Annotated in this window: 24 protein-coding genes; 12 read left to right on the plus strand and 12 right to left on the minus strand. The window is 33.5% G+C overall.

Annotated features, from left to right (window positions below):
• Nucleotides 1-4 precede the first annotated feature (4 nt).
• From KWG70_RS07330 to KWG70_RS07340, 3 genes are read left to right on the plus strand one after another with little or no spacing between them, the layout of a single operon-like run.
• The gene (locus KWG70_RS07330) at nucleotides 5-337 is read left to right on the plus strand and encodes a hypothetical protein (RefSeq protein WP_230935347.1); all 333 of its coding nucleotides are present in this window, start codon (nucleotides 5-7) and stop codon (nucleotides 335-337) included.
• 4 nt (nucleotides 338-341) lie between these two features.
• On the plus strand, nucleotides 342-980 hold the full coding sequence (locus tag KWG70_RS07335) for an alpha/beta hydrolase (RefSeq protein WP_230935348.1): 639 nt from the start codon (nucleotides 342-344) through the stop codon (nucleotides 978-980).
• 4 nt (nucleotides 981-984) lie between these two features.
• Entirely contained in the window at nucleotides 985-1,518 is a 534-nt protein-coding gene (locus KWG70_RS07340; protein WP_230935349.1) for a GNAT family N-acetyltransferase, read from the plus strand.
• 2 nt (nucleotides 1,519-1,520) lie between these two features.
• Here the strand turns inward: KWG70_RS07340 and KWG70_RS07345 are convergent, their stop codons facing one another.
• Together KWG70_RS07345 and KWG70_RS07350 are read right to left on the minus strand one after the other, a co-directional pair.
• The gene (locus tag KWG70_RS07345) at nucleotides 1,521-2,024 is read right to left on the minus strand and encodes a hydrolase (RefSeq protein ID WP_230935350.1); all 504 of its coding nucleotides are present in this window, start codon (nucleotides 2,022-2,024) and stop codon (nucleotides 1,521-1,523) included.
• Between the two features lie 5 nt (nucleotides 2,025-2,029).
• Nucleotides 2,030-2,791, minus strand: a complete 762-nt coding sequence (locus KWG70_RS07350) for an MBL fold metallo-hydrolase (protein ID WP_230935351.1) — start codon at nucleotides 2,789-2,791, stop codon at nucleotides 2,030-2,032.
• Between the two features lie 94 nt (nucleotides 2,792-2,885).
• On the opposite strand from KWG70_RS07350, the gene KWG70_RS07355 reads away from it, so the two are divergent.
• The gene (locus tag KWG70_RS07355; RefSeq protein ID WP_230935352.1) at nucleotides 2,886-4,337 is read left to right on the plus strand and encodes a TonB-dependent receptor; all 1,452 of its coding nucleotides are present in this window, start codon (nucleotides 2,886-2,888) and stop codon (nucleotides 4,335-4,337) included.
• A gap of 76 nt (nucleotides 4,338-4,413) precedes the next feature.
• Here the strand turns inward: KWG70_RS07355 and bcp are convergent, their stop codons facing one another.
• Nucleotides 4,414-4,869, minus strand: a complete 456-nt coding sequence (gene bcp, locus KWG70_RS07360; RefSeq protein ID WP_230935353.1) for a thioredoxin-dependent thiol peroxidase — start codon at nucleotides 4,867-4,869, stop codon at nucleotides 4,414-4,416.
• A gap of 31 nt (nucleotides 4,870-4,900) precedes the next feature.
• On the opposite strand from bcp, the gene KWG70_RS07365 reads away from it, so the two are divergent.
• The gene (locus KWG70_RS07365; RefSeq protein WP_230935354.1) at nucleotides 4,901-5,557 is read left to right on the plus strand and encodes an endonuclease III domain-containing protein; all 657 of its coding nucleotides are present in this window, start codon (nucleotides 4,901-4,903) and stop codon (nucleotides 5,555-5,557) included.
• 408 nt (nucleotides 5,558-5,965) lie between these two features.
• Entirely contained in the window at nucleotides 5,966-6,166 is a 201-nt protein-coding gene (locus KWG70_RS07370; protein WP_230935355.1) for a hypothetical protein, read from the plus strand.
• A gap of 70 nt (nucleotides 6,167-6,236) precedes the next feature.
• Here KWG70_RS07370 and KWG70_RS07375 read toward each other — a convergent pair whose 3' ends face one another.
• The gene (locus KWG70_RS07375) at nucleotides 6,237-6,380 is read right to left on the minus strand and encodes a hypothetical protein (RefSeq protein WP_230935356.1); all 144 of its coding nucleotides are present in this window, start codon (nucleotides 6,378-6,380) and stop codon (nucleotides 6,237-6,239) included.
• 58 nt (nucleotides 6,381-6,438) lie between these two features.
• Entirely contained in the window at nucleotides 6,439-7,023 is a 585-nt protein-coding gene (locus KWG70_RS07380; RefSeq protein WP_230935357.1) for an RNA polymerase sigma factor, read from the minus strand.
• A 232-nt stretch (nucleotides 7,024-7,255) separates the two neighbouring features.
• Between KWG70_RS07380 and uvrA the strand changes: the two genes are divergently transcribed.
• Both uvrA and KWG70_RS07390 read left to right on the plus strand, forming a co-directional pair.
• Complete coding sequence (gene uvrA, locus KWG70_RS07385; protein ID WP_230935663.1) at nucleotides 7,256-10,039, plus strand: excinuclease ABC subunit UvrA; 2,784 nt, start codon at nucleotides 7,256-7,258, stop codon at nucleotides 10,037-10,039.
• A gap of 4 nt (nucleotides 10,040-10,043) precedes the next feature.
• Nucleotides 10,044-10,649: a hypothetical protein gene (locus KWG70_RS07390; protein ID WP_230935358.1), complete on the plus strand. Its 606-nt coding sequence runs from the start codon at nucleotides 10,044-10,046 to the stop codon at nucleotides 10,647-10,649.
• On the opposite strand, the gene KWG70_RS07395 is transcribed toward KWG70_RS07390, so the two are convergent.
• Nucleotides 10,636-11,715: a DUF3667 domain-containing protein gene (locus tag KWG70_RS07395; protein WP_230935359.1), complete on the minus strand. Its 1,080-nt coding sequence runs from the start codon at nucleotides 11,713-11,715 to the stop codon at nucleotides 10,636-10,638. The two genes, KWG70_RS07390 and KWG70_RS07395, sit on opposite strands and share 14 nt — an antisense overlap.
• Before the next feature lie 214 nt (nucleotides 11,716-11,929).
• Here KWG70_RS07395 and KWG70_RS07400 point away from each other — a divergent pair, with 214 nt between their 5' ends.
• A complete protein-coding gene (locus tag KWG70_RS07400) occupies nucleotides 11,930-12,613 on the plus strand; it encodes a hypothetical protein (RefSeq protein WP_230935360.1) in 684 nt (227 codons plus the stop codon).
• A 107-nt stretch (nucleotides 12,614-12,720) separates the two neighbouring features.
• On the opposite strand, the gene KWG70_RS07405 is transcribed toward KWG70_RS07400, so the two are convergent.
• Nucleotides 12,721-14,430 carry an ATP-binding protein gene (locus KWG70_RS07405; RefSeq protein ID WP_230935361.1) on the minus strand — a complete coding sequence of 570 codons (1,710 nt, stop codon included), beginning with the start codon at nucleotides 14,428-14,430 and terminating at the stop codon, nucleotides 12,721-12,723.
• A gap of 109 nt (nucleotides 14,431-14,539) precedes the next feature.
• On the minus strand, nucleotides 14,540-15,133 hold the full coding sequence (locus tag KWG70_RS07410) for an aspartyl/asparaginyl beta-hydroxylase domain-containing protein (RefSeq protein WP_230935362.1): 594 nt from the start codon (nucleotides 15,131-15,133) through the stop codon (nucleotides 14,540-14,542).
• Between the two features lie 167 nt (nucleotides 15,134-15,300).
• On the opposite strand from KWG70_RS07410, the gene KWG70_RS07415 reads away from it, so the two are divergent.
• The gene (locus KWG70_RS07415; protein WP_230935363.1) at nucleotides 15,301-16,569 is read left to right on the plus strand and encodes a hypothetical protein; all 1,269 of its coding nucleotides are present in this window, start codon (nucleotides 15,301-15,303) and stop codon (nucleotides 16,567-16,569) included.
• A gap of 324 nt (nucleotides 16,570-16,893) precedes the next feature.
• Here KWG70_RS07415 and KWG70_RS07420 read toward each other — a convergent pair whose 3' ends face one another.
• From KWG70_RS07420 to KWG70_RS07435, 4 genes are read right to left on the minus strand one after another with little or no spacing between them, the layout of a single operon-like run.
• Nucleotides 16,894-18,357, minus strand: a complete 1,464-nt coding sequence (locus KWG70_RS07420) for an oligosaccharide flippase family protein (RefSeq protein ID WP_230935364.1) — start codon at nucleotides 18,355-18,357, stop codon at nucleotides 16,894-16,896.
• The gene (locus tag KWG70_RS07425; RefSeq protein ID WP_230935365.1) at nucleotides 18,357-19,634 is read right to left on the minus strand and encodes a glycosyltransferase family 4 protein; all 1,278 of its coding nucleotides are present in this window, start codon (nucleotides 19,632-19,634) and stop codon (nucleotides 18,357-18,359) included. Before KWG70_RS07425 ends, KWG70_RS07420 begins: the two co-directional genes overlap by 1 nt.
• A gap of 24 nt (nucleotides 19,635-19,658) precedes the next feature.
• On the minus strand, nucleotides 19,659-22,085 hold the full coding sequence (locus tag KWG70_RS07430; protein ID WP_230935366.1) for a YfhO family protein: 2,427 nt from the start codon (nucleotides 22,083-22,085) through the stop codon (nucleotides 19,659-19,661).
• Nucleotides 22,086-22,115: 30 nt separating this feature from the next.
• Nucleotides 22,116-22,391 carry a DUF4834 family protein gene (locus KWG70_RS07435; protein WP_230935367.1) on the minus strand — a complete coding sequence of 92 codons (276 nt, stop codon included), beginning with the start codon at nucleotides 22,389-22,391 and terminating at the stop codon, nucleotides 22,116-22,118.
• A 102-nt stretch (nucleotides 22,392-22,493) separates the two neighbouring features.
• Here KWG70_RS07435 and KWG70_RS07440 point away from each other — a divergent pair, with 102 nt between their 5' ends.
• Nucleotides 22,494-23,474: a transporter gene (locus KWG70_RS07440; protein ID WP_230935368.1), complete on the plus strand. Its 981-nt coding sequence runs from the start codon at nucleotides 22,494-22,496 to the stop codon at nucleotides 23,472-23,474.
• A 12-nt stretch (nucleotides 23,475-23,486) separates the two neighbouring features.
• The gene (locus tag KWG70_RS07445; RefSeq protein WP_230935369.1) at nucleotides 23,487-24,608 is read left to right on the plus strand and encodes a GNAT family N-acetyltransferase; all 1,122 of its coding nucleotides are present in this window, start codon (nucleotides 23,487-23,489) and stop codon (nucleotides 24,606-24,608) included.
• Nucleotides 24,609-24,656 lie beyond the last annotated feature (48 nt).

The following is a 24,656-nucleotide window of genomic DNA, read 5'->3' on the forward strand; positions in this document are numbered from 1 at the left end:
TATAATGACTGAAGATATCATAAAACAAGGAAAAACCTTGGCTTGCGTGAGCTACCTTCCTATTTTTGGAACTCTAATTGCTTATTATTTAAATGCAGATAAAAAAAACCCTTTCACTAGTTTTCATATAAGACAAGCGTTAGGCTTATGGTTGGCTTACTTGATATGTGCCATAAGTGTTAGCAACTTTGATTCTGCAACGTTGCGTATGTGCTTATGGGTGTTTTTTGGTACATTAGTATTATATGGGTTCATTATTGCATTTTTAGGAAAACTTCAAACTATTCCTGTTTTAGGGCCTTATTTCCAAAAGTGGTTTTCAAACATAGGTAAATAACAATATGAAATTACATTATATCACTAGGCCATCATCGTTAAAAGAGAATGCTCCATTACTCATCATGTGCCATGGCTATGGTAGTGACGAGAATGATTTGTTTTCATTTGCGCAAGAACTTCCCGAAGAGTTGTTTATCATTTCTTTAAGAGCACCATACCCAATGCAACCTTTTGGAAATGCTTGGTATGCTATTAATTTTGATGCACAACAAAACAAATGGAATGATGTCGAACAAGCTATCGAATCGCGAGATAAAATTTCAAGCTTTATCGATGAAGCTTGTGCAACCTATCCTGTTAATAAAGAGAATGTTACCTTGTTGGGTTTTAGCCAAGGCACTATTTTAAGCTATGCGGTCGCTCTTACCTATCCAGAAAAAGTAAAAAATATTGTAGCCTTAAGTGGCTATGTTAGTGAAGATATGATCACAAATAGCCAAAACAGTGATTACTCACATCTTGATTTCTATTGTTCTCACGGAAGTGTAGACCAAGTCATTCCTGTAGATTGGGCAAGAAAAGCACCAAAATTCTTAGATCATCTTGGTATTAAGCATACCTATTCTGAATTTCCTGTTGGCCATGGTGTAGCACCACAAAATTTTTATGAATTTAGAAGCTGGTTGGAACAACGAATTTAAACCTATGAACTACCTTCTTACAGGCGAAGAAACAGAACGCTTATATTTTAGGTTAGTCACTAAAGATGACTTCAACAGTTGGCTACCTCTATTCAAAGAAGAACGTGTAGATGAGTTTTTAGGTATGCCTAAAGGATTATCACAGCAGGAACAATGTGAGTTTTGGTTCAATAAAGTGTTTCATAGATATAACAATAACCTTGGTGGTATGAATGCACTAATTGATAAAAGCACTGATAAGCTTATTGGTCAAAGTGGATTACTTATTCAAACCGTTGAAGACGAAGAACGCTTAGAAATTGGGTATTCTATTCTTCCAGAGTATTGGGGAAAAGGTTATGCGCAAGAAGCTGCCATAAAATGTAAAAATTTCTGTTTTCAACATGAATTAAGAAATAACCTTATATCCATGATGCATGTAGATAATATAGGTTCAGAAATTGTAGCTAAAAAAAACGGTATGACTTTCGAGAAATTAGTAGATGTGTATAATGTCTTTAGTATTACCAGAGACACATGGTTAAAACAACACCAATAAAATTAGGGTTGATACAATAAAGACCCTAATTCTGTGAACTTGACATTTCCTTTTTCATCTAAATCATAACCTAAAAGCATTTCTCCAAAATATTTTCCATCTGTAAAATTAAGAATGATCCATCTGTGGTTGAGCATTCTAATTTGATCGATACGCATTTTTTCACCAGACATCGATGCAAAAGGCACTAACGGATGATCTTCGGTATCATATTCGTTAAGACTAATAAGTCCGTCTTTTATTGATGGGACAAATTCTGAGATCTTAAAACCTCTATTTTCCCAATACGTCATGGCATCGTCATTTGTATCAAACCTAAACGTATACAGATCTTCAACGATGTTATCCTCCATCGTTCTAATAGAATCTCTAAGTTGTGTATTCACATCCTTATAACTGGTTAGTTGTCCGTCATATTCTTCTATGATATTCTTTGAATTCACAAATTGAAAAATCACAAGCAACAATGTGAAAATAAACAGGTACATAAAAATTCTACTCTTCATAATAATTATAATTCTATTTGTAAGTTATCGTAAGCTAAATAAACGTTTTCTGGCAATCTTTGTTGTACGTCATCATGAAAACCTAAATAGTGACTAATATGAGTTAAATAAGCTGTTTCTGGTCTTACTTTTTCAATAAAAGCTAAAGCTTCATTAAGATTGAAATGAGAAATATGTTCTTTTTCACGTAAAGCATTAACAACTAAAACCTTAACTCCTATAATTTTTTCAATTTCTTCTTCAGCAACGGTCTTCATATCGGTGAGATATGCAAAATCTCCAAAACGGAATCCGAATACCTGCAATTTATGATGATAACCATTTACAGGTACAACGTTTAAATTTCCTAGTAAAAAAGGTTCATTTTTAATTTCATGCTGAATTACACTTGGCACACCTGGATACTTATCTTCTGTTGTAAAAATATAATTGAAACGCTTAGCTAATTCTCCCAAAACACGCTTGTGCGCATAAAACGGAATATCCCCTTGACGAAAATAAAACGGACGAATATCATCTAGACCTGCTGTGTGATCTGCATGTTCATGCGTAAACACTACTCCATCAATCTTACTACAATTAGCGTTTAGCATTTGTTGTCTAAAGTCTGGGCCACAATCGATGACATAGGTGTAATTGTCCCACTCAATCAACACCGAAACCCGTAAACGTTTGTCCTTAGGGTTATTACTCAAACATACAGGGTGATCACTTCCAACTACTGGGATACCTTGTGATGTTCCTGTGCCTAAAAATGTAACTTTCAACTTTAATTTTATTTGCTGCAAAAATAAAACTTATTTTTTTAGTTTGAACACCTATTTTAATACCTTTGTATTGTTGACAAACCCAAAATAAAAGATGGAGATAACCTTAAAAGGAGACAAAGAATTTGATGAGATTCCTTCGCTAAAAACGAAATGTTTACGCATCAACTTAAATGAGAATATCTACGGAACATTTGCCGAGATTGGAGCTGGCCAAGAAACTGTTCGTCAGTTCTTTAGAGCTGGAGGTGCTTCCGGAACCATCGCAAAAGCAATGTCTGCTTACGACAAAGCCTTCAGTGATGCGATTTATGGTATTGAAAATGATAGACGTTATGTAACCGAAGCTCGACTTCGGAAAATGTTAGACCATGAAGTAAACTTAGTAGAAGAACGAATTAAGAGGGATGTACATCCAAATAAAATGTTCTTTGCCTATGCAAATACAGTAGCAACTATTGATTTTGCAAAGAAATATAAAGGACACGGCTGGGTTGGTATTAAATATCAAGTAGATCCAAATCAAGGCTATAACGAAATTGTATTGCACATTCGTTTTAAAGAGAATGATGCCAGACTGCAACAAGAGACATTAGGTGTTTTAGGAACTAATCTTATCTATGGTGCTTTTTATAAGTACAATGAACCAAGAAAGTTATTGCGCTACCTCTATGATCACTTAGATAAAGATCAAGTTGAAATAGATACCATCAATTTCTCTGGCCCTGTGTTTGAAGATGTCGATAACCGTTTAATGAGTTTACAACTTGTTAAAAATGGAATGACTGATGCGGTCATGTTTGCTCCTGACGGAAATAACGTATTACCAGCTAGAGTACTATACAAGAAAAACATCTTGACTTTACGCGGTAGTTTTAGACCTGTAACTAAAGTTAATATGGACATGTATAAGAAATCTTATGACATGTTTATTAAAGAAAATAAAGTTGATCCCGAAAAAACTCAGGTGATTTTTGAAATTACTTTATCCAATCTTAGAGCTGAAGGAGAAATCGATGAGCAAGATTTTATGGATCGTGCACGACTATTATGTTCTTTAGGTCAAACCGTTTTAATTTCAAATTTCCAAGAGTATTATAAACTTGTAGAATACTTCTCTCAATATACAAAGAGTAGAATGGGATTAGCTATGGGCGTGAATAACTTAGTAGATATCTTTGATGAGAAATACTATCGTCACTTGAGTGGTGGGATTTTAGAAGCCTTTGGAAAACTATTCTTTAAAGACTTACGTGTTTACCTTTACCCTATGCAAAATGATGATGGTACATTAACAGATAGTGAAAACTTAAAAGTGCATCCTAGAATGAAAGAATTATACAAATTCTTTAAGTATAATGGTAAGGTTGTGGATATCACAGATTTCGATGAATCTATATTAAATGTGTTCTCTAGAACAGTATTAAAAATGATTGCCGAAGGAGAAGATGGTTGGGAAAACATGCTTCCTGAAGGTGTTTCAACCCTTATCAAAGAAAAGAGTCTTTTTGGTTGTGAAACTGAGCAGGTACACTTAGGAGAATAAGTTATCTAAAAGATATATATAAAAAAGCCGCATATTAAATATTGCGGCTTTTTTTCGTATTTATATCCTATTTCTGTTATGCTTCTAAAATCTGGTCTGTATGAATTTTGGCTTTTACTTTATCAATAACACGATCAACAACACCATCCTCATTAACAATAAACGTGATGCGGTGGATACCATCAAATTCACGTCCCATAAACTTTTTAGGTCCCCAAACTCCAAACGCATTGATTACTTCCTTTTCTGTATCTGCTAATAACGGATAAGGAAAATCAAATTTATTTTTAAAATTAGATTGACGCTTTTCAGAATCGGCACTTACACCTAAGATATCATAACCTGCATCTTGTAGAGCTTTATAATTTTCTCCCAAGTTACAAGCTTCTACTGTACATGTTGGCGTATTGGCTTTAGGGTAGAAAAAAACAACTAATTTTTTTCCTTTGTAGTCTGAAAGAGAGACCGCATTACCATCTTGATCATTGACTGTAAAATTTGGTACTTTGTCTCCTGCTTTTAATGTCTTCATATTGCTTATTTTTGTGATCAAATATACAACAATGACCAAACAAGAGAAAGTAGATTTTGTTATAAGAACGTTAAACGAGCTTTACCCAACAATTCCAATTCCTTTAGAACATAAAGATCCCTATACCTTACTTATAGCAGTGTTAATGTCTGCTCAGAGTACCGATGTTCGCGTTAATCAAATTACGCCACTTTTGTTTGAAAAAGCTGATAATCCATATGATATGATTAAGCTTTCGGTTGAAGAGATAAGAGAAATCATAAAACCTGTTGGTCTGTCTCCTATGAAAAGTAAAGGCATTTATGGCTTATCACATATTTTGATCGACAAGCACGATGGTAAAGTACCACAAACCTATGAGGAACTTGAAGCACTTCCAGCGGTAGGTCATAAAACTGCTGCTGTTGTATTGTCTCAAGCTTTCGGTATTCCTGCTTTTCCTGTAGACACACACATCCATCGTTTGATGTACCGTTGGAATCTAACTAATGGCAAAAATGTGGTACAGACCGAAAAAGATGCAAAACGCTTATTTCCAAAAGAGTTATGGAATGATCTTCATTTACAAATCATTTGGTACGGAAGAGAATATTCACCAGCTAGAGGTTGGAATCTAGATAAAGACATCATCACAAAGACTATAGGTAGAAAGTCGGTTCTAGATGATTATTACAAAAAGCTGAAATAGGTAATAATCGTCTATTTGGTATAATAGTTGTGCATTAAAGAGGAAACTCTTTTTATGAAATCAATCTACTATTTCGCGCTAATTATATTAGTCACCTCATGTATACCTGTTAGAATAGCCCCAAAAATTAAAGACTAAAAATAATGGTCGCCAAAAAAGTTCAGACGTACACTACCAAAGGAATATGCCTTTATTTTTCAAGACACAAAAGAAGCGAATGAATTCTACAATTACATCAACACTAAGTTCCAATTAAACCATATAGATGTAGATTACGATGTCCCATTCAAACTAAAGAACAAACAATATTTTCTATCTTTTTATGAAGCTGAAATTCCAAATAAAACACTCAACTTTGTACCTATCGTTGTCGATTTAGCTTTAGAAGCTAAAAATATAGGTTCGCAGTTGTCAGATTTTTATATGTCTAGGCATGACAATTGGTATATCGCTATAACTATTTGGGACAATGATTCTAATAATTGCCTAAAGCCCAATTATAACGACAGAGATGATATCATCAATTATTTAAAACGATTAAAACAGGAATACTTAACAACTAGTAATTATGTCGAAGTATTATTCAAGACACATGACATTGAAGATTAAAAATATATACTAATTTGTGAAAAAGGCAAAAAAAAATCCTGAAGACTAACGATTCAGGATTTTTTCAAATTTAGTTTTGAAGTGCTTCAAACTTCAAATTATTATAATGTATAACACTTAAAGCCTTGGAATAATTCAAAAGAAAATCCACTGTCTCTTCTTTTGGGTTGAGGTCGTTTTGTTTTTGGGGACATTCTGAGTAAAGTTTTGCCATTTTACGTTTTTTAGTTTGTTATCACCTTTGTAAACGCAACAAAACTTAACTTATTGTATCAATTGGTTAAAATAATATTATTCTTATCGATGACCTTTCTTAAATTAATGAGTGCATAACGCATTCTCCCCAAAGCAGTATTAATGCTAACACCCGTTCTGTCTGAGATTTCCTTAAAGCTCATATCCTTATACATACGCATAATCAACACCTCTTTTTGATCTTCAGGAAGTTCTTCTATAATACGTCTTAAATCACATTCCACCTGGTCTTTAATCAAACGTTTTTCAGCATTCATAGCCGAATCACTTAACACAGAAAAAATATTAAAATCACCCGAATTATCAAATTTTGGCATTCTGTTGTTCTTTCTGAAATGATCAATTACCAAATTATGAGATATACGCATCACCCAAGGTAAAAATTTACCTTCTTCATTATACTTCCCAAGTTTTAGGTTCTTAATAACCTTAATAAAAGCATCCTGAAATATGTCTTCAGTGATATCTCTATCAAAGACTTTTGAATAAATAAAACTGTAAATTTTCTGTTTGTGTCTGTGGATAAGGACAGATAGAGCGCTTTCGTCTCCATTCATGTAGTTTTTTACTAAAACAGCGTCCGTGATAAGTTCGTGTCTCATAATTATTACTTTAAGGGCAAAGAATTTAATCTAAGCTTGGGGTTACATTTTTTAAAGTAATATTACAATATAGGCAACTCGGTTTTAACTGTTTATGTTCTCAAATATAACAACAATCATTCCGGAATTCCAAAAAAAAGTATAAAACTTTAACATTTTAATGAACAATAATTCATTTTCTAAGCTTGATCAAAAGACGTATCTTTGCACTTTCTTATTCGCTACAACTCCTATGAACAGTAACATTTTAGACCTAAACCCTAAAGAAAATATCATCATAAAAGGTGCAAAATTGCACAACCTAAAAAATATTGATGTCGTTATTCCAAGGAATAAATTAGTGGTAATTACTGGTTTATCGGGTTCTGGAAAATCAAGTTTAGCTTTTGACACCCTATATGCTGAGGGTCAGCGTCGTTATGTAGAGAGTTTATCTAGTTATGCACGTCAATTCTTAGGAAGGCTCAATAAACCAAAAGTTGATCTTATCAAAGGTATTGCTCCTGCTATTGCTATTGAACAAAAAGTAAATAGTACTAATCCGCGTTCTACTGTTGGAACTACAACTGAAATCTATGACTATTTAAAATTACTGTTTGCAAGAATCGGGAAGACTTACTCGCCTATTTCCGAAGAGTTGGTTAAAAAGCATCGTACCAAAGACGTCTTAGACTTAGTAAAGTCTTTTGATGATCGTGACAAACTATTGCTCCTCTCTCCTATTATTTTGGAAGACGGACGTACAATGGATGATAAACTAAATGTTTTAAAGCAACAAGGATATGCTCGAGTTCAGTATAATGAAGAAGTCTTAAGAATTGATGATGCTATCGAGAAGCGTATAAAAAAAGATGTATTCTTAGTTGTTGACCGAATTGTAGTTAAACATGAAGAAGACTTTTATAATCGATTGGCAGATGCTATCGAAACTGCTTTCTTTGAGGGAAAAGGGACTTGTACTATTGAATCCCTTTCTGATCAAAAGCGTACAGAATTCAATAATCGTTTTGAATTGGACGGAATGACCTTCTTAGAGCCCAATCCACATCTCTTTAGCTTTAATAATCCTTATGGTGCGTGTCCAAAATGTGAAGGCTATGGCGATGTTATTGGTATTGATGAAGATTTGGTGATCCCAAATACTGGGCTATCGGTATATGAAAATGCAATTTTTCCTTGGCGAGGTGAAAGCATGAGTTGGTATCGCGATCAATTAGTCAATAATTCTCATAAGTTTGATTTCCCAATTCACAAACCATTTTTTGAATTATCAGACGAACAAAAACAATTGGTTTGGACTGGCAATGACTATTTTGAAGGCTTGAACTCATTCTTTGCCGAATTAGAGTCTAAAGCCTATAAAATTCAAAATCGCGTGATGCTATCGCGCTATCGTGGAAAAACAAAATGTAATGTCTGTAAAGGAAAACGATTACGAGAGGAGGCCAATTATGTGAAAATTGCAGGTGTCACCATTACTGATCTAGTAGAAATGCCTCTTGATAATCTAGCAATTTTTTTCAAGCAATTAGAACTAGATGATTATGATACAAGTATTGCCAAGCGGTTGCTTAAAGAAATCAACAACAGATTGTCATTTTTAAGCAATGTTGGATTAGACTACTTAACCTTAAACCGAAAATCGAATACTTTATCTGGTGGTGAAAGTCAACGTATTAATTTGGCTACATCACTTGGAAGTAGCTTAGTAGGATCAATGTATATACTAGATGAACCAAGTATTGGACTTCACCCTAAAGACACTGAGAAACTAATTAAAGTATTACAGGCACTTCGTGATTTAGGTAACACTGTTATTGTTGTTGAACATGATGAAGATATTATGAAAGCGGCAGATGAAATTATTGATATTGGACCAGAAGCCGGGACATTTGGTGGAGAAGTTGTCGCTACTGGAACCTATCAAGATATTTTAAATTCGGAATCATTAACAGCACAATACCTCAATGAAACACTAGAGATTGAACTGCCTAAAAATAGAAGAACCTCAAAATATCAAATCGAAATTGTTGGTGCCAGAGAACATAACTTACAAAATATTGATGTGACTTTCCCTTTGGAAATGCTCACCGTTGTTACTGGCGTTTCGGGTAGTGGAAAAAGTACACTAGTTAAGAAAATTCTTTTTCCGGCTATTCAAAAACAACTTACAGGATTTGGTGATAAACCTGGACAGTTTACCGAATTAAAAGGAAACTATAAAAGCATTAAACATATTGAGTTTGTAGATCAAAATCCTATTGGTCGTTCATCACGCTCTAACCCTGTAACCTATATTAAAGCATATGACGACATAAGAGCATTATTTTCGAGTCAAAAATTGAGTAAGATTCGTAATTATCAAGCTAAGCATTTTAGCTTTAATGTCGATGGTGGTCGATGCGAAACTTGCAAAGGCGATGGAGAAGTGACTATTGAAATGCAATTTATGGCCGATGTGCATTTAACCTGTGAAACCTGTAATGGAAAGCGTTTCAAAAAAGATGTTTTAGAAGTCACCTTTGAAGGCAAAAACATTGACGATATTTTAACTATGACCATTGATGATGCTATAGCTTTTTTTGATCAACATAACATTTCAAAAATTAAGAACAAATTGCAACCATTGCAAGATGTTGGTCTAGGTTATGTGGCTCTAGGTCAAAGTTCTTCTACGCTTTCAGGAGGGGAAGCACAACGTATTAAATTAGCGTCATTTCTTGGAAAAGGATCCAAAAGTGATAATGCGCTATTTATTTTTGATGAACCTACAACTGGTTTACATTTTCATGATATTAAAAAACTGCTGAAATCATTCCAAGCATTGATTACTAAAGGACATTCCATTATTGTAATTGAACACAATCTCGATCTTATAAAATGTGCCGATTATGTCATCGATTTAGGACCTGAAGGCGGAAATCGTGGTGGACAGCTCATAGCAGAAGGTACTCCGGAAGATGTGGCAAAAACTAAAGCTTCAATTACCGGACAATTTTTGAAAGACAAATTATAACTATTTGGACATATCTGATTTAGAACATATAAAAAAAGAAACTTCTGTAAGCCCTATAGCAAAAGGAGGTTCAAACTTTGAAATTCAAATCTTATATAAAGTATCGAATCATAAATTTCAAATTAAACCTACCTTAGGATATTCTCTTTTTTGTGGCGTATTTGTCTTGATTCCTGCAGTAATTATTGGTTTTGGAATACATAAGTACTTAGAAACTGGCAACTTCGATTTTCTAATTGATGAATGGTTCATGGTGCTGTGGCTTATTCTTTTTTCAACCGCTACTATTAAGATTCTTATTAACTTCTTCACTCCTATTGTGTTTGATAAATCTATAAATCGCTTCTATAAAGGGTTTCACAAGGATAAAACCAAAATAAGAAAAGATCTTATTAGACTATCAGATATCGTAGCCATTCAAATAATTGGTGAAATTATCGAGGATGACGATTCTAAATTCAATAGTTTTGAACTAAATATAGTCTTGTCTAATACAAGTCGGATTAATATTACAGACCATAACAACTTGAAGGGTATTATTGCTGATGCAGAAACCTTGAGTAAATTTTTGGATATTCCAATATGGCATGCCGCATCTAATAAAACATAAACGAGAACATGCCAACCACAAACAAGGCTAAAGGCGCTACGAATAATAAAAATAAAAACGTCGCTACACCGCTTTTAAACCAACTTAAAAACCATCCTTGCCTATAAAACCGTTTGACGGCTATCATCAAATAAAAGAACGTAGAAAAGAATAATAACCAATCAATCCAATCTGGAATATCTACAATAAGATTTATTAAATACAAAACACAAAACGCCGTAAATAAAAAGGAAAAGAAGTATAAACTAAAGACCAAATGATGAGAATAGGGTCCTCTTCTAAAATACAAGATCTTCAAGATGAGCGCAAAAATTGGTAACAAGAAGAATAAAGCTATTGGCAAACTGTTATATAATGTAAGTAAGATGGTACCTACACCTTTTTCTTTATAGAGTTTTAGCATTTGTGTGTAGAACTTTCGCTTTACAAACCCAGCATCTTCGGGCATTCCCATAGCCCTAACAATGTCATCCTCTTTAGCGTCGATCTTAATCAACGAGTCCACCTTTTTTTGGTCAAAATCAAAGGTAAGCGCAGTATTTCTAGAATCCTTATTGGCCTCACTTTTTATAATAGAATCAAGCGCCTTTACATCTTCATCTTTAATACCTAATGCCTTTTTATTGTCTTTTATGGGTTTGGTAATTCGCTCAATTTGCAAAGAATCCAATTGAGGTTTCTGCATACTATCCAACGGTATACCTCCAAGAGTAACATTATCATGTTTTTGAAGCTTTTTATTTAGGACATCTGTATTTTCAGTAACCGTAAATGAAAACACGAAAAAGAAAATAAAAGCAACAAATAAATACATCTGCCCTGGATGCAAATACACCAAGCGCTTACCTTCGATAAACTTTTGAGGTAAAAAACCTGGCTTGAACATCAAAGGAATAAAGCCTTTTAAAAAACGTGCATCAAATGAAAAGTAATTACTAATCGTATTGTAAAACAGCACACCCATGGTAAGATTTTCTTCTGTTTTCTGACCACAGTTTGGACAAAATTCAAACTGCTCTTTTAATTCGGAATCACAGTTTAGGCATTTAGATGTTTGATCTTCCATAAATTGGATTGGTTAGTTAGATAAAAGTAATAAAAAAATTGAAGTCAGGAGTTTCTTTTTATACATCAGAATTTATAAACCTTTATGAAAATTAATATAATCACCTAAAAATCAGACAATTAAAACTTTGGCACACATATTGGTTTATCCTAAGCATATAGCGTAAGCCGAAAAGCTACAATTATGAGTAGGCAAAATTAAAACCTTATTTACTATGAAAAAATTAGTACTATTATTTACAGGTTTGTTGATGGGATTAACAACTGTAACAGCAGCAGAAACAATAACTGCAACACAAGGAATTGATTTTAATAATTCACGCTATCGTTTTGCAGAACCAATAGTGTTCATTGAGCGTGGTGTAGAATTTTTAATCTTTCCTGACGGAAGTTTCGATTTCAATACAGAATTCGGAAACACCGTTTCAGAAACCTACTACAGAACCACAAGAACTCGTAGAGGTTCTGTTAACACTACTTATGGAGCACCAGGTTCAGTAAACAGAGTTCACTACTCTACACCAAGACCAAGAGGTGTTATCATTACACACGACAGCTATGGCAAAGTACGTAGAATTGGTAATGTATTTATTAACTACGACAGACGAGGCCGAATTAAACGTGCTGGCTCTGTTTATATGAGTTACCAAAGAGGAAATGGATTTCTTCGTCAAGTAGGCGGACTTAGAGTTAACTATAACAGATGGGGAGAGATTGTCCATATTAATGGTATCGTAAACCATAACAATGCAACACTAAACTGTGGTGTAGGGTCTGGAATTGGAGGACACCAATATGATGACTATGGTTATGATGGAGATTTTGATGATGACTTCTACTACTATAGAAAGAATGGTAAAATCAAAAAACAAAAAAAGAATAAAAAATACAGAGACTAAACAATCTTGATTTTTTTAGTTGGTTGTTCACATTATAAGTGAACATATATAGAATCCCGATGTGCTTCCCCAAGCCTTCGGGATTTTTAAATTATACAAACTTGCGTCTATTGATGTTCGAAAACAAAACCATTACTTTTTAAAATTTCCTCAAGAATAATTACTTCAATTTTTATATGTGTAGAAGGTGTGTCCAAAAAGTATTTTTTTTCACCATTAGCTTCATTATGAATTTGAAAATTACGGTTAGAATCTTCGGCTGTGGAGTGAATAACAGAGTTGTTTCTTATATTTTCATCTTTATTCCAACATAATAACCATCTAATATTATTAAATGTATGATTAAAACTTTTTCGAAGAATATGTTTTAGTTCTACATAATAGAATTCCGAATCAAAAACTGAAACTCCTCCGTCCTTAGAATACGCCAACATGTCTATTCCTGTTGATGTATTATAATCGATAGGTTCAAATGGGAACCACTCGGGTTTTTGAGAATAAAGAGACATGAAAAACCCGAATAATTCAGCTTCATTATCTGGCTCAAAATAGGTTCTCCCATCGATCTTTAATATCTTCTTTTGTCTAATTTTTTCTTGCCTCCTTCTATATTCGGCAATTTCCATATTCTTGGTTTTTTCAAATTTTATTATTTTATTGAGCTCATAAAGCCCTTCTTCATACATTATAACATCTATTTCATCAATAAAATTTTTCACAACTCCTTGTAACTGTCTTAAAATTTTAGGATTAGTATTTGCAACAGTCCCTCTATTCGCCGTTAATTTTAAATCTTGGCAATTAATAAAACCATGAAGTAATAAAACAGCATTAGATCCCCCTCCAAAACCACTTACCCATTCATTTTTTCTTTCAATAGGTATAAAATCTTTACATAAATAAATACCGTATCTGTCTTGTGATCGATACGAACCAACTTTTGCCCTTACACCTCGTCTTTTCAATAACGGATTTATAGACTCCTTTGCCTTTTGTCCCTCAATATAAATGACTATGTCGTAATGCACATCGGGACTTTCTTCTAATTCTCCACTTAATTGAAATTTCCTTACGTACATTCCATATGCATCATTGCCATATTCGTCATAAAGACTATTAATATCTTTAGTCTCTTCGGGAAAAGAATGTCCTATAGAAATGCTTTTAAAATTTTCTTCATTAAACGATTTTAAAAATACCTGAAAATTCTTTAACCTCTCGTCTTTAAGTTCTATAAATTCATTTTTAACAGTACCAACTATAGTAAACCATTTTAAGTAATCTTTTATTTGATCAAAAGTAAAAGCTTTTTTTTCATTTAAATTGTATCCAACAATTCTAATTTTAGTGCCTTTATAACCATTAGTATTTGGTAGGTGTTTTAATCGTACTGTATGAACTTCGCCATTATTTAACGCCTTAAATGGGTTTAAACATGAAGCTATATAACATTTGTCTTCACAATATGTTGTTACCTCTACTTTTTCTGACCTCAAATAAATTTTCGTTCCATGACCTTTTTCGCCAATGTTATTAGCTTCATCAATTGATGCAGAATTTCCTAAATCCCAGAAGTTTTGTCTAATTTGGTTAAGGTTCATCCCTTGACCATCATCAGTTATTTCAATGACTAATTTTTTTTCTCCATCTATCTCTTCAGCACCAACGTCAATTTTAACTTCAGTTGCTCCCCAATCATAAGAGTTATGTATAGCCTCTCTAAAAATCTCTAATGGGTTACCAAAATCCCATGAAATTTCTTTAAACTCTTTAGCTACGTTAACGCTTGGTTGAAAATCTTCACTTTTTTTTTCCATATGGACATGCAAATATTTTATTTTGCCACAATATCATTTTTTTTATTGATAGAGTCAATACGTAGTACTACGTAATTATTGTATTGTTTTAGGAATTCTGTTTAAGAATTTAGAGACCGTTCTCAATGAGTAAGCGTAAATTCTCATTAGGAATCATATCAATGGTCAAATTCACGCGTTCTGTATCTCCAGAATTCACAACACGATGCGCATCAGTTAGTTTTAGATACCAGCATTCTCCTGGTTCCATATCAACAGGTGTACCATTTAAATAAAATGTAACTCCTTTATTTTTTATAATGGGTATGGTTAATCGAATTACCGACCGCTCTACCTCCAATCCTAATGTTGGATCTGTGTGTTCCTTAACTTCCGATTTTGGTGCTAATCTTAGTAACCTAACCAAAGTTACTGTAGTAATTTCTTTAAATGAATTGATAATCTCTTTGAGATATGGTGAGCTATTTAATTCCTTTGCATCTGACCATTCTGTCCAAGAACCATCAGCATAATCTTTTGCAGGAGGTGGTATTGGTAATGATGGATCTACGATGTGGGATGGCGCTCTTAATTGAATGACATTATAATATTCAAAATCAGAAGCTTGTAATGCTAAATATTCTTTAAGCATTTTATTAGCATCAAATTGAAATGGTAATTTTACACGATCATTTCGCACTTCAGAATCCTTGATTGCAATCATATCTATCAATTTAAATTAACTATACTAAAATAAACTTCCTCCTTCTCATACATATAGGTAGATTTACCTGTTTTTTAAACAACTCGAAAACAAACACTTAAATCTATTAACATTTTTTGGCACGCTAATTGTTTTATAAAGTTTGTAATCAAAAAACACTTACAATTATGAAATCAAAGATTAACAAATTCGAAAGAAAAATGAAAATGACGAGTAAACGCATTTTATCATTTTTTGCAGTATTGCTCCTAGTAGGAACAACAGTTAATGCAACAACCACCAACACAGTAGAGTCAAACACGTCATACAACTATGTTAGAGGTTATGGTAATTCTTTCATATTTGTAGAAGGTGGAATAGAGTTTTCTATTTTTCCTGATGGTCAATTTGATTTCTATATGCAAAATTATGGACCAAACGTTAATGTAGGCATTAATACTAGAAATGTTTCAATTAGTTTCAATAGTGGTTATGACTATAATCCTTATGTTCAATATGACGATTATGGTGCTATTATTCAAATTGAGAACACTCCTATCTACTACGATTACTATGGACGTGTTACTCAAATAGGAAACATTAATATAAACTATAATAGTTATGGTCGTGTTGCTCGTTTAGGAGGATTATACGTTCATTATAACAGATATAGAACATTCACACACTGTACTGGGTTTATCAATGTTTATAATAGAGCATATGTGTTCAGACCATGGCATTCATATTATGTAATTCCACCTGTAAACTACTGTGTTGTATATGCAAGACCTTACAGACAATTTTATACGCCAGTTAGACATACATATTATAGACCTTATAGAAACAATGTAAGACAAACTGTAAGAGTTGGTAGTCGAAGAGGTACTGTTGCAACTACAGGTCGTAGAGCAAACGAACGCTACAGACAAGAAGCTACTACAACAAGACGTGGTGGTGATAGAAATGTATCAAGTACAACTAGACGTGGAACTAGAAACGTATCATCTGGTACTTCTAGCACAAGAGGAAATAGAGGAACGACGAGATCAAATTCTAGAATCACAAGAGATGATAATAGAGTAAACTCTGGAACAAGAGGCACAAGAGCTAATACAAGAACTGTTAGAGATAATAGTAGAGCAAATACAAAGACGAAAAGAGATACTAGAATAAGAACAACTAATCCTAGATCAAATTCAGGAACTAGAAATGTGACCAAATCACCTAGGTCTGTGTCTAATAATAAAACGACAACTAGAAGCGTTAGAAAAAATACGAATGTTAGAAAACCAAACACACCTAATACTCGTATATCTAGTAACAAACGAAGCAACAAATCTTCTTCAACTGTAAAGCAGTCTAGAAGTAGAAAACAGTCTTCGGTAAGAACATCAAGTTCTAGAAGTTCTTCTAAAAGTAGAAGTTCAAGAACATCAAGAGGAAGATCACGATCGTAACAATATAAATTTTTTGGTTGGTTAGTAGAATGTCCCATAAGCCGTATGCCTCAAAGCACCTTATGGGATTTTCTCGTTTAAAAAAATTAAAAGAATTCAATTATGAAATCTAAACTATGCATATCCTAAAAATAGAAAACCTAAAAGATGGTGTGGAAATGAGCTTTCTAAGAAAGGAAAAAAATCAGACTGGGTTTTAGATGAAGTCAACCATATTCTAACGCTGTATCCAAGACACACAGCTCTAACACAGCATTATAAAATTAACACCATAAAAGAGAACACTTTAGTTCTCGAACTGATAAGAAACAAAAAATAAGCGCATTATTTTTTTAATCTTAAATACTTCATCATCATTGTAGAAATATCTTCGGAAACATTAAGCTTTAAAATTAAAATCCCATATACAATTGCTATTATTATAGATTTCAGGGCAATATTTACAAAAGGATTAAAAGGGAAATCCCAAAAGTAAAACCCTAATACAATAAATAATAATACTATCGAAATCTTTAAAGTTTCCGAAGTAAAAGGAAGCATACCAAATTTTTGATTTACAAAATAAACCTTTATGGTATTATAAACAACAATAGCTATAAACGTAGCTAAAGCCGAACCGTTTATACCATAAAGCGGTATTAGAATTAAGTTTAATACAATGGCAAGTACAGCCAAAATAACACCAAACAACAATACAATACGATAATAGTCACTGTTAAACAAAATGGCATTATTATTCCCTAAAAGATTATCATACAATTTAGCGACACTAATTAAAAACACGACAATTAAACCTCCGCTAAATTCGGGTGGAATTATGTCATAAAGTTCATTAATGTTTAAAACAATCAGCAAAAAAATAAATCCGCTAATCACATAGAGCGTTAACGAACTACGCTGATACAAATCTTTGAGCTCTGTCTTATTGTTTTCATTTAAGAACTTCGCAGTTAAAGGCAATAAAATTTGATGCATAGCACGTTGTGGCACAGCAATTACTGTAGCAATAAAAACTGCAACGCTATAATGCGCAACTACTGAAATGGGCTCTATAAAGTTATTAAGCATCACTTTATCCAAGTCTAAAATAAGCGTTGCTATTGAACCAGCGATAATAATAAGTGACGAATACTTTAAAATAGAACTCAATTTGTCGATTTTGTTAAATCGAAATACTGGTAAGCGCTTTGTAAACGCATATAACATCATGATAAATGCTCTTAATACGTATACACCAACAATTCCCATTAAAAATTGATCTATAGTAATCACATTGAAATACACCAAAAACAAAAGCGTCATGGCTCCAACACGATGAAATATCTCCTTCATAAAATTTCCAAATACCGTTTGCATTTGAACTTTCATCCATGCATAGAACACTTCAAAGTAAGACATCGATATCGCTGTAATAAAAATATACCAGAGATAACTACGCACAATCTCATTTTTTTGAGACAGAATATCTGCGATTGCATCATAAGCCAAATATCCTACAATAGCTACTGGAATAGATAAAACCAAAGGCAAAAGCAGCATGAGAGTAAGAAAACTATTAAGCGAATTTTTAGTTTTAAATGTGGAGTAAAACTTAACGATAGTGTTATGAGCACCAAAAGCCATAAGTGGCATCATGATGTTTGCTGCCGAAAGAACATAGGCAACTAATCCATAATACTCATCTGTAATAAAATTGGTGTACAGAAAAAGTGCATTTATGGCTCCAATACCGAAACCTAAATACGTCGTTATAGTGTTTTTAAAGGATTGATTTATAACAATTCCCATTAGATAATCTCAGACAAAAGTTTGGTTAGCGACTTTCTACTATACTGCTCCAATCCTATAGCACTTACGACTAATGAATCGGATTTATATGCATCAAAATACGATAAAATTTGAGATTTCATGCGTTCCTTTTTGTCGTAGTAGAAATAATAACCTGTATTTGTGGCCTTTAAGATAGCCTCAACATCAGAGTCCGTTGGGCCAACAGCAATAATAGGAGTACCAGACGCCATATATTCAAATAATTTTCCAGGAATGATCACTTTAGTATCTTCTGAATCAATTTCTACCAATAATAATACTCGTGACGCCATTTGTTGTCTCAACGCTTCCTCATGCGTTACATAGCCTAAATTATTGATGTACCCTTCTAATCCGTAGTTTTTCATCGTTTGCAATACATCTTCGCTTACAACACCAATAAGTTTTAACTGAAACGCACTTCGGAAATCGTCATGCTCTTGAATAAGCTCACTAATAGCTTCCCATAAGTGTGTTGGATTGCGCTCTGAGAGCAAAGATCCTATATGTGATAAAGTGAACTTTTCGTCTTTTGGCGGCCGTTGAATATGATGCCTATCATAACCATTTGTAATGACAGATATCGGAGTGTCTGTTTGAGACTCAAATTCTCGTTTTGTATTAGCACTGGTAACTATAATTTCATCTGCAAAATTAAGGACAGAGACTTCTAGCTGTTTGTGCTTTTCTTGTGAACGTTTCGTAAGTTTCAACTCTTTATGATATCCAATAGATGTCCACGGATCTCTAAAATCGGCCAACCATTTTACATTCAATTGTTTTTTTAACTGAAATCCTATCAAGTGTAAACTATGTGGCGGACCAGTAGTTACAATCGTATCAATATGATGAGTTTTAATATATTCTGCAAGAAATTTAACCGAAGGTTTTACCCAATTTTTACGAGCATCAGGAATAAAGAAGTTACCACGTACATACAATAACAGTTTCTGAATAAAAGATTGTTTTTTTTGTTTTGGAATCACTCCTGAACTTATCTGCTTGACACCTTTTTTAGAAAGCATTTTTGCAAAACGATAGGGTTCATTAATAGGCTGCTTTATTACTCGTAGATCTGCCGAAACTTCATGCAATAAACTCTCATCTACCATAGGATAGCTTGGGTTTTCTGGGCAATATACAATAGGTTCGATATCAAACCCTGGTAAATACTTGACAAATTTCAACCATCGCTGTACACCTGGTCCTCCTGCTGGTGGCCAATAATATGTGATGATAAGGATTTGCTTTTTCATTCGATTAAATTTTATGACTAAAAATTAATCTTTGCGCTGCCTCAATCCAAACCAGAATCCGCCAACCAATAACAAGCCAAACACAATAGAACTTCCCAATGAGATCATGCTTCCAGTCTGCACTACTTGAGGTTCAAATTTAAAAATAATCTTATGCTCTCCTGCTGGCACTTCAAGTCCGCGTAAAGCATAATTTACGCGCTGTATTGGGACTTCGTTTCCATCAATTGTAGCTTGCCAGCCACTACCATAGTACATTTCAGAAAAGATTGCAAATCCATTATTTTTATTGGTCGATTTATACTCTAAATAATTTGGTTGATGCTTGGTTAACGTAATGTGGGCTAAAGAATCTACAACAAAACGCTGTGAAGACAAATTAGATACAGTAGTGACAGCTTTTATAGCTGTTTGTAAACTATCAAGTGCTTTTATTTCTTCATTTGCAGTTTGTATTTTCTCTAATTCTGAGATGAACCATGCATTACCATTAGCATCTTCGTTCACAAAAGGGAATATTTGCCCTTCTTCTTCGGCAATAATATATTTCGTGTTAAGCATATTAAGCACGTTCATATTATTTCTTGCAATATGAAAATCAAAGAGTTCGTCAAATCGTTTCAACTTAGCAGCGTGATAACCACTTAAAGAATTATGGAAATAAGCGGCTCGAGCTGGTAAGCTCTGACCTTCACTAGACACATCCAATACTCTAAAATGCCCTTTATCCTGCATAATTTCCTTATCTGCAGCATTGGCTTGATATGGTTTATTCACTTTAACTGCAGAAATAAAGTTCTCTGTATTCACATAACGACGATCAACTCCAACAAGATCAAATAAAATTAATCCTGCAAAAATGATAACAACTAGCGTTTCTGATAGTTTCTTTTTTAGGAACATAAAGATCGTTCCAGCAGATAACAGCACCAAAATGAGTGTTCTCAATATATCTTGGGTAAAAAAGCCTCTTCGATCATCTCGCAAAGCGTCGATATAACCTTCACCGTAATCGCCATAAAGCTGTCTATAGTAACCATCATTACTACCTGCAAAGTCAAAAGATCCTTTAAATACTAAAAATAACAAAGCCAATCCGCCAGCAATTGCTACTGAAATCTTGAGCGCTTTAAGTTTACGTTCGTCCTTGTCAAAATCATTAAACAAGCGTGCCAAACCAAAAATTGCCAATACAGGAATACATAGCTCCAATATGACTTGAATGGAACTAACAGCTCTAAACTTATTGTATAAAGGCACATAATCGATAAAGAAGTCGGTTAAAAATCCAAGATTCTTTCCGTAAGACAATAATAGCGATAAAATTGTACCACCAACAAGCCACCATTTAAGACGACCTCTCACTAAAAACAACGCAAAAACAAATAAGAAAATCACTACTGCTCCAACATAGGCAGGTGCTTCAACTATAGGTTGATCTCCCCAATATGTTGGTGCATTTTCAGATTCTTGCCTAGCTTGAGCTGGTGTTGCTCCAAGGTTTCTAAAAAACTTATAAATTTCAGAATCCTTACCTACATCCTCCCTATTTCCACCACCATATAACCTAGGAACATAGAGGTTGAAGGTTTCCATTTTTCCATAGCTATATTGAGTGATGTACTCTCTACTAAGTCCTGAATTTGCTTCCTTAGGTGAACCATCTGGATTAATGGTAAGTTCACTCTTTCCTCGTGTACTTTCTTTAACGTATTCTTGTGTTGCTAGAATATTAGTTGCATTAAGACCTATGGCTAATACAAGGGCTACTACCATCATTCCTACTGACTTAAAGAAATGTGGTAACATTTGTTTTTTATAGGCATCAATGAGATAACAAACACCTAAAACGAGTACCAATAGCATCAAATAATAGGTCATTTGAAAATGATTTGCGCCAATTTCTAAAGCTAAAGCTATAGCCGTGAGCAAAAAGCCAAAAATGTACTTTTGCCTGAACGTGAGTACAATTCCAGCTAGTACTAAAGGCATATAAGCTATGGCATGTGCTTTACTATTATGTCCAACACCAAGTATAATAATGAGGTAAGTGGAAAAGCCAAATGCTAAAGCTCCCAAAGCCGCAAGTTTAAAGTCAACCTTCAATACCAATAACAAGATGTAAAACCCTAAAAAATAGATAAATAGATAATCTGCAGGTCGTGGCAGAAATCGCAAAACTGAATCTAGTTTTTTAACATAATTATGTGGATATCTGGCGCCCAATTGATAGGTTGGCATTCCTCCAAATGCACTATTGGTCCAGTAGGTTTCTTCACCTGTAGCAGCTTTAAAATCTTTTTGTTGCTGAGCCATACCAATATAATGCATGATATCACTTTGCTTGATTTGTTTGCCTTGTAAAACAGGACTAAAATAGGCTAATGAAATAACCACAAAACCAACAAGAACTAATAGGTGTGGTAAAAAATTTTTAAATGAAAATTGCATAGAATGATTGACTTTCAATAGACTCGAAAATTAGTCAATTTCTTCGTAATCTATGTACTCTCCTACTTTTTTATTTGAAGTTGCTTTATCGTTTGGTATTTTATCAATAACTGTTTCGCCTTCTTTATGCTGCTGTTTTTGTTGATGCTGCTGAAATTGGCCTTCAAATTTCTCTTGCATTTTTTTCGACATATATCGTACCATATAAGGTGCAAATAAGCGCGTTAGGATTTTTATTCCGTAGTACACCAAAAGTATAATAAGAATGGTTCTTACAAAACCATATAATGATGCTTCTTGTAACATTAAATTAAATTTATTCAAAAATACAATTATCTGTATTGAAAAACAGTTATAAATACTTAAAAAAAATATAAAATCTCTATATTTGACTTAAATCGATAGCCTATGAACCTTGCTAAAAAAGCGCTTTTATTTACAACTTTGTTAATCACCCAGTTAACATTTTCTCAATACACCGAAGTAATTAATTCTAACAGACCAGGCGTTTCTCGAAGTGCGTTTTCTGTAGGAACAAATGTAGCTCAAATTGAAGTTGGTCCTTACATTTTAAAAGAAGAACATACACCTTTACAATATGAAGTATCTGGATTTGGTGCAGATTTTTCATTACGCTACGGTTTACTTTTTGAACAATTAGAAATAAACTTAGAGGGTACCTATCAAAATGACACCTTTACAGATAACCGTTCTACTATAGCTGTAGAAGACAAACGCTCAAATTTCAAGAATTTTACCTTTGGTGCAAAATATTTGGTATATGATCCTTATAAAAATGCAGAAGAAGACAAACCAAATTTGTACAGTTATCATGCTAATCGCTCATTTAAATGGAAATCATTAATTCCTGCAGTTGCTGTCTACGCTGGAGCAAATTTTGATTCTAAGAACAATCCTTACACTGCACCAGGAGTTGAAGGTTTTAGTCCTAAGATCATGATTGCAACGCAAAACAATTTTTCTGGTGGTTGGGTTTTAGTACTTAACCTTATTAAAGATCGTATTGGAACAGACTATTCAGATTTTCAGTACATCATCACGTTAACACATTCATTCAGTCCACAGTGGGTGATTTTTGGTGAAACGCAAGGGATTCAGAGTGATTTTTATGCCGATAATCTATTTCGATTTGGAGGTGCTTATTTATGGAGTAAAGATTTTCAATTAGACACTGCATTAACCTTTAACACAAAGGATACACCTTCTGTTTTTAGTGTGAACTTCGGAATGTCTTACCGTTTTGATTTCCATAAAGATAAAGAAACAGACAACGGAACTTCTCGAAGTGATGCTGATAATAGAAAACCTAAAAAGAAGAACAAGAAAAAGAAAAGAAATGATGATTTTGATGATGACGGAAGTCTTTAAGCCTTGCTCTCTATGATTACTGTAAAAGAAATTCACTCTAAAAAAGACTTAAAGGCATTTGTCAAATTTCCTTTTAAACTAAACAAAGACTCTAAATCTTGGGTACCTCCTATTATAAAAGAAGAAGTTAGAACCTTTGATAAAAACGTAAACCCAGTATTTAATGATGCTGAAGCACGTTTTTTCTTGGCCTATAAAAACGATACCATTGTTGGTCGTGTTGCAGCTATTATTAATTGGCTCGAGATTAAAGGAAAAAATGAAAAGAAAATGCGTTTTGGTTGGTTTGATGTCATAGATGACATTAATGTTACTAAGGCCTTATTAGAAAAAGTACATGAGATTGGTAAAGCTCAAAACTTAAAGTATGTTGAAGGTCCTGTTGGGTTTTCAAATTTAGACAAAGTAGGCATTCTTACTGAAGGCTTTGATCAAATAGGTAGTATGATTACTTGGCATAATCTTCCGTATTATGCATCTCATTTTGAAGAATTAGGCTATGAAGTTGCTAAACGCTATTCTGAAAATGTGATGGAGTTTAAAAATATTCTTCCTGAATTTTTCTCCAGAGTCCAAACATTAATAAAAAAACGATATGAGCTTCGTGCTTTAAATTTCAATAAGAATAAAGATATAATGCCTTATACAGATGAAATGTTTGAGGTATTTACCAAATCGCATGCTGTGTTATCGTCCTTTGTTGAGATTAATGATGAGCAGCGTGAATATTTCAAGAAAAAATTTATTGGTTTCCTAAATCCCGAATATGTAAAGTTCGTTTTAGATAAAAATGATAAACTCGTTGGATTTGGAATTGTAACTCCATCCTATGCGAAAGCCCTTCAAAAAATGAAAGGCAAGTTATTTCCATTTGGAATTCGCCATTTATTACATGCAAAAAAGCACGCTAAGACCGTTACGTTCTATTTAATTGGTGTATTACCTGAATATCAAAATAAAGGTGTGACAGCCATCTTATTCCACGAATTTCACAAGACATTTTCTGAAAAGGGCATAAAGTTGTGCATAAGAGGTCCAGAATTGGATGATAATGAAGCAATCCATAAATTATGGAAGAATTTCAAGCCTGTTACTAATAAACGTCGTTGTACGTTTAAGAAAGACATTGTATAAAAAAATCCGATTCAAAATTGAATCGGATTTTTTATATGAATATATCTA

The organism is Psychroserpens luteolus (genome assembly GCF_021032705.1).
Lineage (GTDB): Bacteria > Bacteroidota > Bacteroidia > Flavobacteriales > Flavobacteriaceae > Psychroserpens > Psychroserpens luteolus.